13 protein-coding genes are annotated in these 16,152 nt (G+C 37.7%); all 13 read right to left on the bottom strand.

Annotation, left to right across the window (positions count from 1 at the left end):
* Nucleotides 1-81: 81 nt before the first annotated feature.
* The 13 genes from AC3FI7_RS13305 to rpoC all read right to left on the bottom strand — a co-directional run bounded on the left by AC3FI7_RS13305 (nucleotide 82) and on the right by rpoC (nucleotide 16,118).
* Nucleotides 82-930: a GNAT family N-acetyltransferase gene (locus tag AC3FI7_RS13305; RefSeq protein WP_491460303.1), complete on the bottom strand. Its 849-nt coding sequence runs from the start codon at nucleotides 928-930 to the stop codon at nucleotides 82-84.
* A 176-nt stretch (nucleotides 931-1,106) separates the two neighbouring features.
* Nucleotides 1,107-1,853, bottom strand: coding sequence for a DOMON domain-containing protein (locus AC3FI7_RS13310; RefSeq protein WP_142723742.1), 747 nt, complete (start codon nucleotides 1,851-1,853; stop codon nucleotides 1,107-1,109).
* Between the two features lies 1 nt (nucleotide 1,854).
* Complete coding sequence (locus AC3FI7_RS13315) at nucleotides 1,855-2,379, bottom strand: ankyrin repeat domain-containing protein (protein ID WP_343659887.1); 525 nt, start codon at nucleotides 2,377-2,379, stop codon at nucleotides 1,855-1,857.
* Nucleotides 2,376-2,921: a YceI family protein gene (locus tag AC3FI7_RS13320; protein WP_142723740.1), complete on the bottom strand. Its 546-nt coding sequence runs from the start codon at nucleotides 2,919-2,921 to the stop codon at nucleotides 2,376-2,378. The genes AC3FI7_RS13315 and AC3FI7_RS13320 overlap by 4 nt, the downstream gene beginning before the upstream one ends.
* 11 nt (nucleotides 2,922-2,932) lie before the next feature.
* Entirely contained in the window at nucleotides 2,933-3,280 is a 348-nt protein-coding gene (locus AC3FI7_RS13325; protein WP_228451216.1) for a hypothetical protein, read from the bottom strand.
* Nucleotide 3,281: 1 nt separating this feature from the next.
* Nucleotides 3,282-4,124 carry a DUF5777 family beta-barrel protein gene (locus AC3FI7_RS13330; RefSeq protein ID WP_142723738.1) on the bottom strand — a complete coding sequence of 281 codons (843 nt, stop codon included), beginning with the start codon at nucleotides 4,122-4,124 and terminating at the stop codon, nucleotides 3,282-3,284.
* Nucleotides 4,125-4,249: 125 nt separating this feature from the next.
* The gene (locus tag AC3FI7_RS13335) at nucleotides 4,250-4,900 is read right to left on the bottom strand and encodes a Crp/Fnr family transcriptional regulator (protein ID WP_142723737.1); all 651 of its coding nucleotides are present in this window, start codon (nucleotides 4,898-4,900) and stop codon (nucleotides 4,250-4,252) included.
* 204 nt (nucleotides 4,901-5,104) lie between these two features.
* Entirely contained in the window at nucleotides 5,105-7,288 is a 2,184-nt protein-coding gene (locus tag AC3FI7_RS13340; RefSeq protein ID WP_491460304.1) for a TonB-dependent receptor, read from the bottom strand.
* A 37-nt stretch (nucleotides 7,289-7,325) separates the two neighbouring features.
* Nucleotides 7,326-7,877, bottom strand: a complete 552-nt coding sequence (locus AC3FI7_RS13345; protein WP_491460305.1) for a hypothetical protein — start codon at nucleotides 7,875-7,877, stop codon at nucleotides 7,326-7,328.
* A 15-nt stretch (nucleotides 7,878-7,892) separates the two neighbouring features.
* Complete coding sequence (locus tag AC3FI7_RS13350) at nucleotides 7,893-8,363, bottom strand: hypothetical protein (RefSeq protein ID WP_491460306.1); 471 nt, start codon at nucleotides 8,361-8,363, stop codon at nucleotides 7,893-7,895.
* Nucleotides 8,364-8,366: 3 nt separating this feature from the next.
* The gene (locus AC3FI7_RS13355) at nucleotides 8,367-11,204 is read right to left on the bottom strand and encodes a T9SS type A sorting domain-containing protein (RefSeq protein ID WP_491460307.1); all 2,838 of its coding nucleotides are present in this window, start codon (nucleotides 11,202-11,204) and stop codon (nucleotides 8,367-8,369) included.
* Between the two features lie 255 nt (nucleotides 11,205-11,459).
* Nucleotides 11,460-11,765 carry a DUF3467 domain-containing protein gene (locus AC3FI7_RS13360; protein ID WP_002976436.1) on the bottom strand — a complete coding sequence of 102 codons (306 nt, stop codon included), beginning with the start codon at nucleotides 11,763-11,765 and terminating at the stop codon, nucleotides 11,460-11,462.
* Nucleotides 11,766-11,852: 87 nt separating this feature from the next.
* On the bottom strand, nucleotides 11,853-16,118 hold the full coding sequence (rpoC, locus tag AC3FI7_RS13365; protein WP_142723732.1) for a DNA-directed RNA polymerase subunit beta': 4,266 nt from the start codon (nucleotides 16,116-16,118) through the stop codon (nucleotides 11,853-11,855).
* Nucleotides 16,119-16,152 lie beyond the last annotated feature (34 nt).

The raw sequence follows: 16,152 nt of genomic DNA on the forward strand, positions 1-16,152 counted from the left end.
ACATTCTATACTTCTGCCTGAAAAGTTTAGGAGATTAAAAGTATATTAAAACCTGTTATTTTTTTTGAATCAAAATTAAGTTCATTCAATTGCCCTTTTCATTTCAAATTGTGTCAGCCAATTGTCCAGCCCTATTTTTTCGCGAAGGAATTTACCGGTGCTTACTGAGGAATCATCTACATTATTTATGGCTATAGCCTGTCCATCATTTTTTTCTCTGATCGCATTAAAAAGTTTTGTGCCAATCCCGCGGTTTCTGTAATTCTTATCTACAGCAAACTGATACACTTTTTTTGCTACAGGGCCATAAATAATATACCCCACCAGTTTCTCTCCATCGTAAGCCCCTAAGGTAATATAGTTTTCCGGCATTGGGTCCAATACGAAAGCAGATCCCTGCCACGAAGGCTCAATATCCCAGAAAGCGCATAGCACCTCCCAAGGATAATCTTTCAGTTCACTTATGGCAACTTCAGCATTTTCTTTTCCCTGTTGAATACTTCCTCTAAAACAAAGCAGTCTCCGGGCAATGGTAAAACCTAAATTTTCATAAGCTCTGATCGCCTTATTATTTCCTTCAATGACTTCAAGCAGCAATGTATTGGCATTCCTTTCCTGTAAAATGGGAATTATAAAATCATACATTTTTCTCACCAGTCCTTTTCCTCTGCTTTCCGGAACAACTCCCGTTCCACCATTGTAGATCATCTTTTCACCATTTTCAACTTTTTCAGACTGAAGGATAAAGCCAACGAGTTTTCCCTCTTCGAATGCTCCGGCGGATAAATTCATGTCTAATTTTTCTGCTGCAATTTTTGAGACAAGCACCTCTTTCGTTAAGTGAAAAGGAATAACATAATCTGAAAATGAATGATTGAACACTGATAAAAGTTCATCTGTTGTGATATTGGCTAAAGTTTTAAATTCCATTGGCTGTAAAAGTTATATGGCTGAGAAGCTGTCTTTTTTGTTAACAATCCGGATATACACAAATATATGAATTTTAAAGCAATCCCCCTGAAACCGGTACTTTGTGAAAAAAATGATACCCCTGAAATCTCAGAGGTATCCGTTTTAAAATATTTAGGTGTGTTTTTTCTGAAAAATTATTCTTTAATCAGTTTTTCGTAAGATGTAGTTCCATCTTTAAGCAGGATTTCAACATAATAACTTCCTGATCTCAAATCTTCAACACTGATACTTTCGCTTTCAGGCTTTAGTGATTTTACCTTTCTGCCGGTTGCTTCGTAAATATCAACAGATTTTATTTTATCAAAGTTTTTGAAACTTACTGTTGCTTTAGCAGGGTTCGGATAAAAATTTACCTTTTTGCTGTTGGCCGCAATTTCATTGGTTGATAAAGAAGCTGCAGTCATCGTCAGCGTTGCGTATCCTCTCCCTGCATCATGATATCCTAAGGAAGTTCCGCCACTTTTACGGGAATAGAAGATATTAATAGTCCCTGCAGCATTGGCAATGGCAAAATCTCCAGCCCCTCCTGAAAGTGATCTTGTCGCCACTACAGTTCTTGTAGATCCGGATACGGTATTGGAAGTCTGTGTCCAATCCTGGGCTGCATCAGCATTAGGAGTCGTCATTCCGACAAATGTATAATCTCTGTTAGCTGACGAGTTGTAAATAAATCCGTCTGATCCTGAAGCCATCCCCACAGTTCCAAATCCAATTCCTAACATAGAATTACTGTCACCAGTTACTGTAATGGTTACCCCTGAAGGTGTTGTATCTAATTTCACCGTCATGGAAGTTGCCGGTAAATTTACCGTTCCGGATGAAAACTGTGCCAATGCAAAATTGGCCATCAATACGCTAAGCGCTAGTAAAGTTTTTTTCATATCAATTTTTTAAAAGATTAATAATTTCCTTATTATTGGTTTGTAATGCATATTCAAAGGGTGTCATTCCCATTGAATCTTTCTTTGTTTTATCTGCTTTATATCTAAGCAGCTGTTCTATCAGCTCTTTATTTCCGAATTTTACGGCCCAGAATAAAGGAGTATATCCGGTGGCATCTGCAATATTAGGGTCAGCCTTTTTCTTTAAGAGATGCTCTACCAGTTCCTTATTATATTTTATCGCAAGACCAGCCAGAGCTGTTCCTTCACGGCTTTTATAATTTACATCTTTTACATTGTCGATCAGAAAATCGGCAACGTTTACATTTCCTCTGTAGCAGGCTAAAATAAGGGGCGAAAATCCCCCTTCATTAACCTGATTAATAACATCCGGATTCTGCTTCATCAGTTCCTGTACTTCAGCTACAGTTCCGCTTCTGGCAATATCAAATATTGATTTTGCTTTTTCCTGGGCATACAGCAATGAGCTCAGCAGCAATCCTACGATCAGAATTATACTTCTCATTGTTTTACCATTACGTAGTTGTATTCAATATTTACATTTTCAGCAACTTTTTTGGTAACCATTTTAGGAATGGTCACTTTATAATCTGCCGGTCTTGCTGCAAAAGCACCCTGCATATATATTTTTCCATCTTTGGCGTATAATGTGGCTGCTGAGGTAACTGCTTTATCCACTCCATGGAAATTAAGAGTACCCTGAACTGTATATTTCTGTGGACTTGCGGAAAGCTTTGTCTTATCAAAATTGACAATTTTACCTTTGAAAGTTGTTTTAGGGTATTTTGCAGATTCAGCATAACTCTCGTTGAAATGCTCTTCCATTAATTTGGTTTTAAAATGGAAGTTTTTTACAGTTGAGACTGATGCCATTTCACCATTATCTGCATTCAGAATCACAATATTATTGTCATCCTGAGCGAAAATATCATCAAACAGGGGTACTGAAGCCTCAAAAGTTACCTTTCCTGTTTTAGAACTGTATTTTTGTGCTGAAACATACCCTGCAGAAAGCAGTAATATGCTTAATAATGCTAATTTTTTCATATCAATTTTTTTTAATTTTCATTTAATCCGTCCGCTTTCCACTTGATAAAAATGTTGATCTGGGCTGCAGATAACGATCCTCCCTGCGGCATTTTACCGGGATCTCCATTCGGCCTTTGGATGCGGTCCAGAATTCCGTCTATATTGTTTTTTACCTGGTCATAGGTAACCAAAGGTTTAAAACTCCCTGCGGAATGACAGCCTATACAGCTGTTATCCACAATGGGTTTTACATCTGCTGTATATTTTACAGTTGCTGTAATAGGTGTATTAACAGAAATTTCTTCATATGTTCTGCTGTCGCAAGCCGTCATTATAACTGCTGACGACAATATCAATAAGGATGTTAGCTTTTTCATATTAAAAAACTCTATAAAGATTAAACCCAAAGAAAATATGTCCCTTTCCCCATGCCCCTGTGGCATTGGTAAGATATCCGATGTCAGAATTAATCTGGGAATTTGTCAGTAAAAGCTGGAACACATGTCCTCCGGTTTCTATATCTACCCCTAATGATAATGGGTTTTTATAAAAACTGTGATCATCGAAATTCACAAAGTATTCTGCATTTACAGAAACTCTTTTTGAAACTTTATAGCGTCCTCCCAAACCTGCCAAAAACTGATTTTTGTTTTCAATATTAGGTTCGTAAAGGTTTTTATGAACAAAGGATGGGGTAAGCTGTAAGGAAAGCTTATCATTGAATCTTCTTGAAATCAATGCTTGGGTAAGATAGGAAAGCCTGTCGCTGAATTTCAGGAGTGGATAAGTATCTTTCTTCAGCTCCGTATTGGCTGCCATTACATTATACCCCACAATATCAACCGGGAAATTTTCATTTTGTCTTACCAGCCTGTATTTTACTGCTCCTTCAAACGTTTTCATATTCGTTTCTCTGGACAGGCTGACTGAAACAGCATCTGAAATCCCGTAGATAACACCCAGCTTGGTTGAGGCATGATCCAGACCAAAAAAGTCTTTGAATCCTGCACTTATATCTCCAAATCTATGGGCAACCACAATATACCATTCTTTTTTAGCTGCCAGTTTTGTGGACTGTCCGGTGGCAATCTGAAGAGCTTTGAAGGCGGGTTGTGAAGTTTCTGTATTGGTCTTTACGGTGTCAATATCTTTCAGCAGATCTTCCTGCGCAAAGGTAAGACCTGAAGAAAATACCAACAAAAATAAGAGAGTTTTTGTCATATACAATTTGAATTAAATTACGGTATGACAAACTTATTGAGTTCTCAATTCAAAATCAGGTGATAAAAGTCACCGACTGAATTGTTTTTATCAATAACAGATATAATCTTTTCGAACAATTTTAATTAGTCTGATCTAACATTTTCATTTACAAGCACTTTTATCCCGGCCTTCGTTTGTAAAATATCCCCTTCATTTTCAATTTTTTTCATCACACGGCTCACGACTTCCCTGGAAGTGCCTAAACTGTTTGCAATTTCACGGTGTGTTATTTTAATAGGATTGTTTCCTGTGGATAAAATCTGCTGTTTAATATAATTCAGAACCCTTTTGTCAAGTCTGTGGAAAACTGCATCATTGACCATATTCATGACCTCAGAGAACCTGCGGTCATATTCATGGTAAAAAACTTTATTGATTTCCGGAAATTTGACCAGCCATTCATGTATTACTGATACAGGAATCAGGATTGCTTTGGAATCTTCTTCCGCAACAGCATATACCCGGCTGACATAATCCGTAAGAATGGAAGAAAATGTCATCAGACAGCTGTCTTTTGGTTTAATATAATAATAGATAAGCTCTCTCCCATCATTAAGCGTGAAAACTCTGATGGAGCCTTTTATAAGAAAAGGCACAAACTTATTTTTCTGTCCTTCCCTTATAATTTCCGTTTTTGCTTTTATGTCAATCATAACAGCATGCTTTTCCATTTCAGCTAAAAAATCGGCACCTAAGAAGCCAAATTTATTTACGACAAAAGACCTATCAATCATATGCTCTACTTTTTCTAAAACAAAGATATAAAATTGCTATATCGATAGTATATTTTTTTATTTTATTAAAGAAAATTAACAATTAGACCAATTCAATATGTATTTTATGGATGATTTTATGATTCAATATAAAAAAACCACAGTAAAGAACTGTGGCATTTTTATTGAGCTGTATAAAAGCTGTTTATGAATATAAAATATATTCTAGAATCTGTATTTTACATTGAGGCCGTAAAAGAAATAAGCTTTTCCAGGACCCGAATTGAGATCTGTAGGAACGGTATAATTACTTCCTTTATCTGAATCATTGATATTATTTCCTAAGAATAAAAAAGTATAATTGGTCTGGCTGGTAAGATTATTGCCCATTACATATAGATCCAGATCCAGTTTATTGAATGACTTTTTAAATCCTAATTTTGAATTAAGCAATCCAAAGCCCTTTACCAAATTCGCATTGTTAAAATCAGAATAAACATTTCCGAGATAGTTATAGGTATTCACAAGATAAAATCCTGGTTTGGTAAAAATATCCAAACCTACAGCGTATTTATTCCTCGGAACTCCTACTACTGTTTTATGGTCGTATACCATTAGTTTTCCTACAGTCTTTCCTGTAACAGGGTCTTGATATTTAGGATCATAGATTGAAAAATCTTTATATTTTGTATCGTAATAAGAAAGATTTATAAAGGGAACGATTCTTTCAATAAAAGAATCTTCTGCTCTGTATTGATACCCTACACTAAACTCAAGTCCACTATTTTTCTGGCTTCCGGTATTGCCCCAATATGTTTGTCCACTGGTATTACCCGGTAAAAGTAACTGTGTAAGTTTATCAGAATAGTCGATTCTGAATACTGAAATACGGTAATCCAGCCTGGTATTGAGTAAAAGACCATGCACACTAAAATCCAACATTCTTGCACGTTCCGGCTTTAAGTCATCATTCACCGTATTGGTCGCTGTTATAAATGAAGAAACTGCGGTAGGAGAATTATAACCTTCACTATAGCTTAGGTTAAAGATCTGGTGTTTCCATTCCTTCTGTAAAGCAAAGTGTGGAGTATATGCCATATCATATTTCTTGTTGAAAGATTGATCTTTACGTCCGGCAATTAACCCTGGCAATGCAAAAAGGTCTTTCCTGTCATAGTTGGTTCTGTTACCGCTTATTCCTGCCAGCAACGTAAGTCCCCAGGGTTTATATGTAAGATAATCAATAACAAAATAGGTAGATTGGTTATTATTATACTTGAAATAAGATGCCCCGGACATTCCTGTGGTCAGTAATGGTTGTGATGGATTAGACCCATCGAAGCGATAGCTGGAAGTTGTGGAAACAGAATTCTGTATCTCTGCTCCGAAATCTAAGCGGTTTTCAAAATCTTTAAATTCATTCTTTAAAGTAAAAGTAGAGCGCAGCCCTACATTTGGAGAACTTGTAACTCCGTATGCCCCTGCTGAAACGCTTTCTGTATTTGCATTATAGTAAAATAAGGTCGTATAGTTTCTAAAGTTTGAAGTAAGATTTACCGAATTACTGAGTCCTACTCTTGTCGATTTTATTTTTGTGCCGGCATTTTTACTGATATAGGCTGCATTTCCGTTGTCGATACCCGCATAATAATCAGCGTAAGAAATCTGTCCTGAAGTATGTTCATAGGAGTAAGCCTGACTGGCAAAGAAGCTCAGCTGGTCTTTTTTGCTTAATTTCACCGTACCGTTTACATTGAAAAAGTTTTTTAAACCTCCTCCGTTTGGACGGTATCCCTCTGTTTCAAGATGTCCGTATGCAGCGCTTATTGAATAGTTTTCATCCGCAACGTTCAGTTGTGTCCTTGACTGAAAAGTTTTGAAAGCACCAAACATTGCATTTTCTGACACCGATGCTCCTTTTGTAAAATCCGGACGCGTGTAGAAACGTACTGCTCCGCCTACTCCACCTCCATACATTGTTGCTGCCGGACCTTTGACTACCTCAACATTGGTTACATAAGCAAAATCAACATCATCCAGAACGGTGATCCCTTCAGCATTTGTTAAAGGCATATTATTCCAGTATGCTTTTACACCCCAATTATTAAATTTCTGATCATTTCCGTACCCTCTCAGTACGAGTCTCTGTCCTCCGAAATTAGTCCGTTTATCTACCTGAAGCCCTGGCATTGTGGATAAAGTCTGATCTATAGCTGCAGGATTATTTCTGTTAAGATCTTCTTCTGAAAGAGTTTCTACTGACTGTGCATGTCTTTTGAATTCTGCACGTTCCTGTTTAATTTTTTTTCGTCCAAGGATATTGACCTCATCAATTGATCCTTCCTGTGTCTGCTGAGCATTTGCAACAGTACAGCCTAACAAAGCTGCTATGCATATATATTTTTTCATTATTTAAATTGATTACCATTAATATTATATTTTCACTTTAGCATAAGGCAGTCTCCGGTGGAGGAATAATAATGGTTAAATAATGCGTGTTTTCCAGTTGGTTATAGTGTAAAGAAATTGTTTCTAAAAACTGATTTGAAAAAAAACGGAATTCTTTTTTTTCAAGAATAGCGGTGGAGCCTGGTGTCTTAAACAGACCTTTATTGTGTCTGGGAAGATCAATCTGCAGTTTTAAACATGTTTTTTTAAAAGTGAATTTTTTCGAAAAGTCTAATAAAGAATTGATGATAATATCTTTTTTATCAATATAGCAGAAAAAATATTTCTTCCCATTGACAGTGCTTACTTTAATGATATCATAGGAAAAACCATGAAGCGTAAATTCTTTATCTTCTTTCCATTCTGCTTCCGTGAGATCTTTTTCCGTAAAACAGACCGTTTCTGATTTTCTGAAACTACTGTGGGCAATACTGCATTGGGTCTTTTCATAAAGCGCGCTCTTTACGTGGGAAATAACAGAATACATCACATTGCTGAATAATATGATAACCGGAATACAGAGAAAGATAAAAAGTAGTTTTTTGTTCAAAGAATGAAATAGATTTTATGGCGCAGGCTCTTCAGATGACTCTACAGATACAAATTTTTGAAAACCTATTCTATGCAATATCTGTGATCCTTTTACAGTATACTCTATCCAATTATCTTTTGGATTTAATTTTTGAGGAACAGGATTATCTATGGGAGCTCCTGCCGGCATTTGATCAGCAGTCTTTATATCATCATTTTCATGGGGAAGATTGCCACTTATTATTATTATACTGTCTATATTATTTTGTACAAACGGAATTGTATTTCCTTCTGCTTTTAAGGATTTAACCGTGATGCTGCTGCTTTTATTTTTTTTCTTCAGTTTAACAGTATATATGACTCCCTTTACTCCGGCTCTTCCTCCTATCCATTCTTTTTTTTCAGCAGAGATAACGGATACTGTCTTATCCTGATATAAAGAGGATACCGGCATCCCGCAGGAAGCCAGCATCCAAAATAATATTAAATACGATTGATTATTCATTTTCTAATCATCATCACCACCTGTACGTCCTAATACCAGGAAGTTACCACTATATACGATTTCACCTTTAGACTCGGCTTTCAAAATATAATTTCCAGGTACAAGTTTTTGGCCGAACTCTTCATCAGACTTCACATTTTTCTTACTGTATACCAATCTTCCTGAGCCATCCACAATGCTTATATCCACACTGCTGTATTTGGCAGTATCAAATCTCAAATGGGAAATCCCTTTTGAAGGATTCGGATATATAATATTCATATTCTTTTTGGATTTGGTTTCCGTTGTTGACAAAGGAGTTACTGTATTCTGAGTTGTCCATGCACCTCTGCCGTAAGTGGAAACCAATACTGTTTTGGTAGCAGGTCTGTAATCTAAATTGGTAATTCTTACATTTCCTATATTCCCTGTTACTGATGCCCATTCAGGTGTTGTCGCAAGGAAATTGGTGGTTCCCCAAACTCCCATTTCTGTTCCTACCAGCACTTCATTTGAATTGTCCGGATTTCTGAGTACCGTTCTTACCGGCATGTCAGGAAGATTTCCTTCTTTGTTCTGCCATGTTGTTCCGCCATCTGTAGAATAGAAAACACTGGTAAGGTTATAATTCGAGAAGGTTACAATAATTTCATTTTCGCTGGCTCCAAATTCTATGTCAGAAACAGTTCCTGTTACTGGTGATGTTAGCAAAGTGGCCGTATATGCTGTGGTATTGGCATTTGTTACTTTAAAGATTCTCCCAAGATTGGTTCCTACAAAAAGTGTTGTAGATGCTGTAGTATAGGGGGATACTTTCATCCATGAAATCTGCTCTCCGGATTGTGCAGTTCCTACAGTAACCACATTATTGGTAAAAGATGTTGCCGTTGCAGATAACCCACTAGTTCTGAAAAGCGTAAGTCCTGAACGGTAAGAATAGAAGACATCGTTGTTTCTGTCCAAAGCAATTTCGTTTACAAAATGTCCGGCATTTCTGTTGGCACTGCTTATCAGATAATACGTATTGTTCGTTAATAAATAATGGCTATTGTATACATAACTTGCAATTTCATAATTATCCTGATCATCATATTCAGTATACATTCCGTCACCCCCTGTAGCAGATTGGGAAGTCAGAAAATTATTAGCCTGTGGTGCTCCATACAGCCACCATGAGCCATTATCCTGTGCACCTGCCAATAATTCTTCATCAGCTGGCGTTTTTGTCGGATTCAGCATAGCAGAATAAAACTGCGTTACATTATATCGGGTATTTCTTGCAGAAAGACCACCAACAGCACCGATATTTGCTTTGTTGGCAGCATAATAAATTCCTCCGTCATTTCCAAACATCATTTGTCCTGTCGCATAATTATTATAAGGATTGAAAACGATTTCGTGTTGATCAGCGTGTACCTGAGAGACCTGTAAAGCCGCCATATTATTGTTATTGGACCACTTTGAGATCTGCGTCCAGTTCGCTCCGCCATTGACAGATTTATACAGATCGATACCACCAATATACAGGGTATTGTCATCTAAAGGATCTGTTGCAATAATCAGGTCATAAAATGACTGTCCTCTTGTAAAATCATTCGCAGGAATACTGGTATCCGTTGCTGTAGGAAGTGCTAAAACAGGTGCAGCATCATTTGTTGCCTGCCATGTTGTTCCGCCATCCGTAGATTTTGCAATTCTGATCGGCTCTGAAGAAGATGCCCCCTGCATGAATGCATATATTTTATTGGCATCTGTTCTGGAAAGAGTAAAGTTAACTCTCGAACCACTGCTTCCAACATTATAGACCTGGTTGAAGGTATTTCCATCTGTGGATTTGAAAATTCTGCCTCCAGAATCTATATTTGAAAATCTTGAAGATCTGGTTGAAACCCATACTGCATTATCTGCTCCTATTTCTATCTGCTGAATGGAATATCCGGTGGTACTGGTAGTACCTGTAGTGGTATTCAGAGCAAGCAAGCTGTTATTTTTCGTAAATGTTGTACCTCCGTCTGTAGATTTATACAGCCCAGCCTGGCTTAGCCCCTGCCATCCGTCATTAAAGGAAATCCCAACGTACGAACCGCTTACTCCTGCATAGACTTCAGAAACTCCATTATTATTTCTTACTTTGATATCATTAATATAAAAGTTACCGTTTCTTACTCCGGATGAAGAATAAGTAACCGGAATGGTGAAAATCTGGGTCCATGTTACACCAGCATCCGTTGATTTCCATATTCCCGATCCTACTGCATCAGCAGTTGGAGCTTCTCCTGTTCCTACATAGAAAACTTGTGGGTTGTTTGGATCATAAGTAATACTTGAAACGGAAGTATTTGCCCAGAATGTACTTAATGGCTGCCACTCATTAGTTGATACAGAAGGATCCTGGTTTACCCAAAGTCCTCCTGAAACACTCCCCGCAAAAACTCTCTTGCCCGTAGGGTCATTCGGATCGTACATGATTGCTCTTGTTCTTCCTCCTACACTGTAAGGTCCCCTTTCAATCCAGGGTTCATTGATTATTTTGCTGGCCGCAGAAGAAGCATTATGGCTGGAAATAAAAGACATCTGGGTCTTAGCCTTATATTTACCTGTTACGATATCCTGATTTACTTTTACAAGCCCTTCGAAATTGGTTCTCCCTGTAACAGGATCCATTGTTCTCTTATAATCCTCCTCATTGTATAAATTAGGAGGTATTCCTGCCGCTTTTGCATTTTTATGAGCTTTTTTAAGATCTTTCTCATATTTAGCATACAGCTCCTGCAGGTGTTTCTGACTGTCCTTAAGTGTATTCTGCTTTTGTGCATACACATTCATACAGAGTAAGACTGCCGCAATAGGGTAAAGTTTCATTCCATTCAATTTTTTACAAATTTAATCAAGCAATATGATATTTTTTAATTAATTTAGATCAATTATCAATAATTTATAATGAGAATTAACAAAAATATCACAAATTAAATTATTCATATTTAATTGACATATTTTCAAAATAAAATTGTGAAATATGAAAAAAAATAAAAAAAGGAACGAATGAGTGAATTGTTTGTGAATAAAAAAATGCCCCGGCAGAACCAGGGCATTTTTTATTTTATTGTAAAAGAAATCTTACGCTTGTACGTTGTTCCCTCCTAATACGAAAGGCTCAACTTCTTTGATTTCTCCGAACTGCTGCTCGTAGTTAGCGATGTTCTGTTGAAGAGCATTTAATACTCTCTTAGCGTGAAGAGGAGCAAGAATTACTCTTGATCTTACTTTCGCCTGCTGAACACCTGGCATCAACTGAATAAAGTCTACTACAAATTCAGATGGAGAGTGGTTTACTAAAGCCAGATTAGCATAGATACCAGCAGCTACCATTTCGTTTAATTCGATGTTGATGTTTCCGTCTTGTGGATTTTGATTGTTGTCCATTGTTATAAATTATGTTTTTAAAATTCGAAATTTGAGATTGTGAAAATATAAAAATAATTTCAAATCCCAAATTTCAAATCATTAATTTTAGTTAAGGTCTTCGAATTCTTTCTTCGAACCTACAATAACGTTCTGATACTCTTTAAGACCTGTACCTGCAGGAATTCTGTGTCCTACAATTACATTTTCTTTAAGACCGTTAAGATCGTCTATCTTACCAGCAACTGCTGCTTCGTTAAGAACTTTAGTTGTTTCCTGGAATGATGCTGCCGACATGAATGACTTCGTCTGAAGTGCCGCTCTTGTAATACCTTGCAGTACAGGAGTAGCTGTAGCAGGAAGAGCTTCTCTTACTTCTACCAATGCTAAATCTTCACGCTTCAACTTAGAGTTTTCATCTCTTAATTCTCTTGCCGTAATCATCTGACCTGGTTTGAATTCTTTAGAATCACCAGCATCTACTACTACTTTAAGACCGAATACTCTGTTGTTTTCTTCCAAGAAATCATACTTGTGCTCAAGAGCTCCTTCAAGGAACTGAGTATCACCTCCATCTACGATAGATACTTTCGTCATCATCTGTCTTACGATAATTTCGAAGTGTTTATCGTCGATTTTCACTCCTTGTAGACGGTAAACTTCCTGAATCTCATTTACCAGATATTCCTGAACGGCTGTTGGACCTTTAATTCTTAAGATATCTTCCGGTGTGATAGAACCGTCAGAAAGCGGAGAACCTGCTCTTACGAAGTCATTCTCCTGAACAAGAATCTGGTTGGAAAGTTTTACTAAGTAAATTTTTCTTTCTCCCGTTTTAGCCTCAACAATAAGTTCACGGTTACCTCTCTTGATTTTTCCGTAAGAAACTACCCCGTCGATTTCAGTAACCACCGCTGGGTTTGAAGGGTTTCTCGCTTCGAATAATTCGGTAACTCTCGGAAGACCTCCGGTGATATCCCCTGCTTTTGCAGATTTTCTTGGGATTTTGATCAAGACTTTACCCGCCTTAATTTTCTCACCATCATTAACCATCAAGTGGGCTCCTACCGGTAAGTTGTATGCTTTTTGCTCAACTCCTTTAGAGTCTACCACTTTTAAGGTAGGTACGGCTTTCTTATTTCTGGATTCAGAGATTACTTTCTCTTCAAATCCTGTCTGTTCGTCAATTTCAAGCTGGAATGAAATACCCTGGATAATATCCTCGTATTCTACCTTACCTGAAGTTTCAGCAATGATAACCGCGTTATATGGATCCCATCTACAGATCACATCTCCTTTCTTCACTTTATCACCTGGTTTTACAGATAATATAGATCCGTAAGGTACGTTAGCCACCATCAATGGAGTTCTTGACTCATTGTCAGCAACTAATCTGAATTCTGTTGAACGTGAAACCACAACTTCAGCAGTATTACCGTTTTCATCTTCAGAAGTAATTGTTCTTACTTCATCCATTTCAACGATACCATCTCTTCTTGCAACGATAGATGGGTTTTCTGATACGTTTCCTGCAGTACCTCCCTGGTGGAAAGTTCTCAACGTAAGCTGAGTACCTGGTTCCCCAATCGACTGTGCTGCAATTACACCTACCGCTTCACCCATATGAATTACTTTACCTGTTGCTAAGTTTCTACCGTAACATTTTGCACAGATACCTTTCTTAGCCTCACAAGTTAACGGAGAACGAACTTCCACAGCTTCCAGACCTGCTTCTTCGATTTTCTTCGCTAATTCTTCAATGATCACCTGATCAGCACTTGCAATAAGCTCATCTGTTTCTGGATCATAGATATTATGAAGAGATACTCTACCTAAGATTCTTTCAGAGATTCTTTCAACAATCTCGTCATTTTTCTTAAGTGCAGTAACTTCTGTACCTCTTAGTGTTCCACAGTCATCTTCTGTAACGATAACGTCCTGTGCAACGTCTACCAGTCTTCTCGTTAAGTAACCGGCATCGGCTGTCTTAAGAGCGGTATCCGCAAGACCTTTACGAGCACCGTGGGTAGAGATAAAGTACTCTAGAATCGAAAGACCTTCCTTAAAGTTGGCAAGGATCGGGTTTTCGATGATCTCCGCTCCGGTAGAACCGGCTTTCTGCGGTTTTGCCATCAAACCTCTCATCCCTGATAACTGACGGATCTGTTCTTTAGAACCCCTCGCTCCAGAGTCAAGCATCATATATACAGAGTTGAAACCACCTTGGTCAGTTTTCATTCTGCTCATGATCATTTCAGTTAATCCGGCGTTGGTATTTGTCCAAACATCGATTACCTGATTATAACGTTCTGTATCGGTAATCAGACCCATGTTATAGTTAGCTCTAATTTCGTCTACAGCTTCAATTGATTGTGCAATCATCTGCTTTTTCTCAACAGGAACAACGATATCCCCAAGTGAGAAAGAAAGACCTCCTTTGAATGCGTTTGAATATCCTAAGTCTTTCATTGCATCCAGGAACTTCACCGTTGTAGGGAAATCTGTATCAGCAAGGATCTTACCGATTACGTTTCTCAATGATTTCTTGGTAAGAAGTTCATTGATATATCCTACCTGTTTAGGTACAATCTGGTTGAATAGGATTCTACCTACAGAAGTTTCGATCAGTCTTGTTACGATTTGTCCGTCTTCTTTAATTGGCAGTCTACATCTTACCTTAGCATTTAAAGATACTCTACCTTCAGCGTAAGCAATTTCCGCTTCTTCAGGAGAATAGAATGCAAGTCCTTCTCCTTTTACTTTCATAGTCTCAGTAGAACTTAATTCTTTAGTCATGAAATAAAGACCAAGAACCATGTCCTGAGACGGTACTGTAATTGGAGAACCGTTTGCAGGGTTCAGGATGTTTTGAGAACCTAACATCAATAACTGTGCTTCAAGGATCGCTTCTGGTCCTAACGGTAAGTGTACCGCCATCTGGTCACCATCGAAATCGGCGTTGAAGGCCGTAGTTACTAACGGGTGTAGCTGGATTGCCTTACCTTCGATCATCTTAGGTTGGAAAGCCTGAATACCCAGCCTGTGAAGAGTAGGTGCCCTGTTCAATAGTACCGGGTGACCTTTCATCACGTTTTCAAGGATATCATAAACTACCGGTTCTTTTCTGTCGATAATTCTCTTAGCAGATTTTACTGTTTTTACAATACCTCTTTCAATAAGTTTTCTAATGATAAATGGTTTGTAAAGCTCAGCTGCCATATCTTTAGGAATACCACACTCGTGAAGCTGTAAGTTTGGACCTACAACAATTACCGAACGTGCTGAGTAGTCAACCCTTTTCCCTAGTAGGTTCTGACGGAAACGACCTTGCTTACCTTTCAATGAATCAGAAAGTGATTTCAATGGTCTGTTTGATTCAGATTTTACGGCAGAAGATTTTCTTGTGTTATCGAACAATGAATCTACTGATTCCTGAAGCATACGCTTCTCGTTTCTCAAGATTACTTCAGGAGCTTTGATCTCCAATAATCTCTTCAAACGGTTATTTCTGATGATAACTCTTCTGTAAAGGTCGTTCAGGTCAGAAGTTGCGAAACGCCCTCCATCCAATGGAACCAATGGTCTTAGTTCTGGTGGAATAACAGGAAGTACACGCATAATCATCCACTCCGGTCTGTTGATCATTCTTGTATTAGCGCCTCTCAATGCTTCTACAACGTTCAATCTCTTAAGAGCTTCAGTTCTTCTTTGTTTTGAACCTTCGTTGTGAGCTTTGTGTCTCAGGTCGAAAGACAATGCATCAAGATCAATTCTTTTTAACAGATCTTCAACAGCTTCAGCCCCCATTCTGGCGATGAATTTGTTTGGATCAGAATCATCAAGATACTGGTTTTCTACAGGAAGAGTTTCCATGATATCAAGGTACTCTTCTTCTGTAAGGAATTCCATATTTTCAAAATCAGAACCGTCTAATTTCTTAGCAATACCCTGCTGGATCACTACATATCTTTCGTAGTAGATGATCATATCTAATTTCTTAGAAGGAATCCCTAAAAGGTATCCGATTTTGTTTGGTAATGAACGGAAATACCAGATGTGTGCAATTGGAACTACAAGGTTGATGTGCCCGATTCTCTCTCTTCTTACTTTTTTCTCAGTAACTTCTACTCCACAACGGTCACAAACGATCCCTTTGTAACGAATTCTCTTGTATTTACCACAAGCACATTCGTAATCCTTTACAGGACCAAATATTTTCTCACAGAATAACCCGTCTCTTTCAGGCTTGTGAGTTCTGTAGTTAATAGTTTCCGGCTTTAAAACCTCCCCTCTTGAGTCTTGCAAAATAGACTCCGGTGATGCTAAACCGATGGTTATTTTATTAAATCTACTTGATTTATTTTTATTTGACATAATTTTTTTTAGATTTTAGATTTCAGATTTCAGA

It is taken from the genome of Chryseobacterium sp. TQ-BC-N36, from assembly GCF_058382295.1.

Bases quoted from the DNA above. Each gene is read 5' to 3' on its own strand.
- AC3FI7_RS13305 (WP_491460303.1), bottom strand. From the start codon at position 930: ATGGAATTTAAAACTTTAGCCAATATCACAACAGATGAACTTTTATCA.
- AC3FI7_RS13310 (WP_142723742.1), bottom strand. From the start codon at position 1,853: ATGAAAAAAACTTTACTAGCGCTTAGCGTATTGATGGCCAATTTTGCA.
- AC3FI7_RS13315 (WP_343659887.1), bottom strand. From the start codon at position 2,379: ATGAGAAGTATAATTCTGATCGTAGGATTGCTGCTGAGCTCATTGCTG.
- AC3FI7_RS13320 (WP_142723740.1), bottom strand. From the start codon at position 2,921: ATGAAAAAATTAGCATTATTAAGCATATTACTGCTTTCTGCAGGGTAT.
- AC3FI7_RS13325 (WP_228451216.1), bottom strand. From the start codon at position 3,280: ATGAAAAAGCTAACATCCTTATTGATATTGTCGTCAGCAGTTATAATG.
- AC3FI7_RS13330 (WP_142723738.1), bottom strand. From the start codon at position 4,124: ATGACAAAAACTCTCTTATTTTTGTTGGTATTTTCTTCAGGTCTTACC.
- AC3FI7_RS13335 (WP_142723737.1), bottom strand. From the start codon at position 4,900: ATGATTGATAGGTCTTTTGTCGTAAATAAATTTGGCTTCTTAGGTGCC.
- AC3FI7_RS13340 (WP_491460304.1), bottom strand. From the start codon at position 7,288: ATGAAAAAATATATATGCATAGCAGCTTTGTTAGGCTGTACTGTTGCA.
- AC3FI7_RS13350 (WP_491460306.1), bottom strand. From the start codon at position 8,363: ATGAATAATCAATCGTATTTAATATTATTTTGGATGCTGGCTTCCTGC.
- AC3FI7_RS13355 (WP_491460307.1), bottom strand. From the start codon at position 11,204: ATGAAACTTTACCCTATTGCGGCAGTCTTACTCTGTATGAATGTGTAT.
- AC3FI7_RS13360 (WP_002976436.1), bottom strand. From the start codon at position 11,765: ATGGACAACAATCAAAATCCACAAGACGGAAACATCAACATCGAATTA.
- rpoC (WP_142723732.1), bottom strand. From the start codon at position 16,118: ATGTCAAATAAAAATAAATCAAGTAGATTTAATAAAATAACCATCGGT.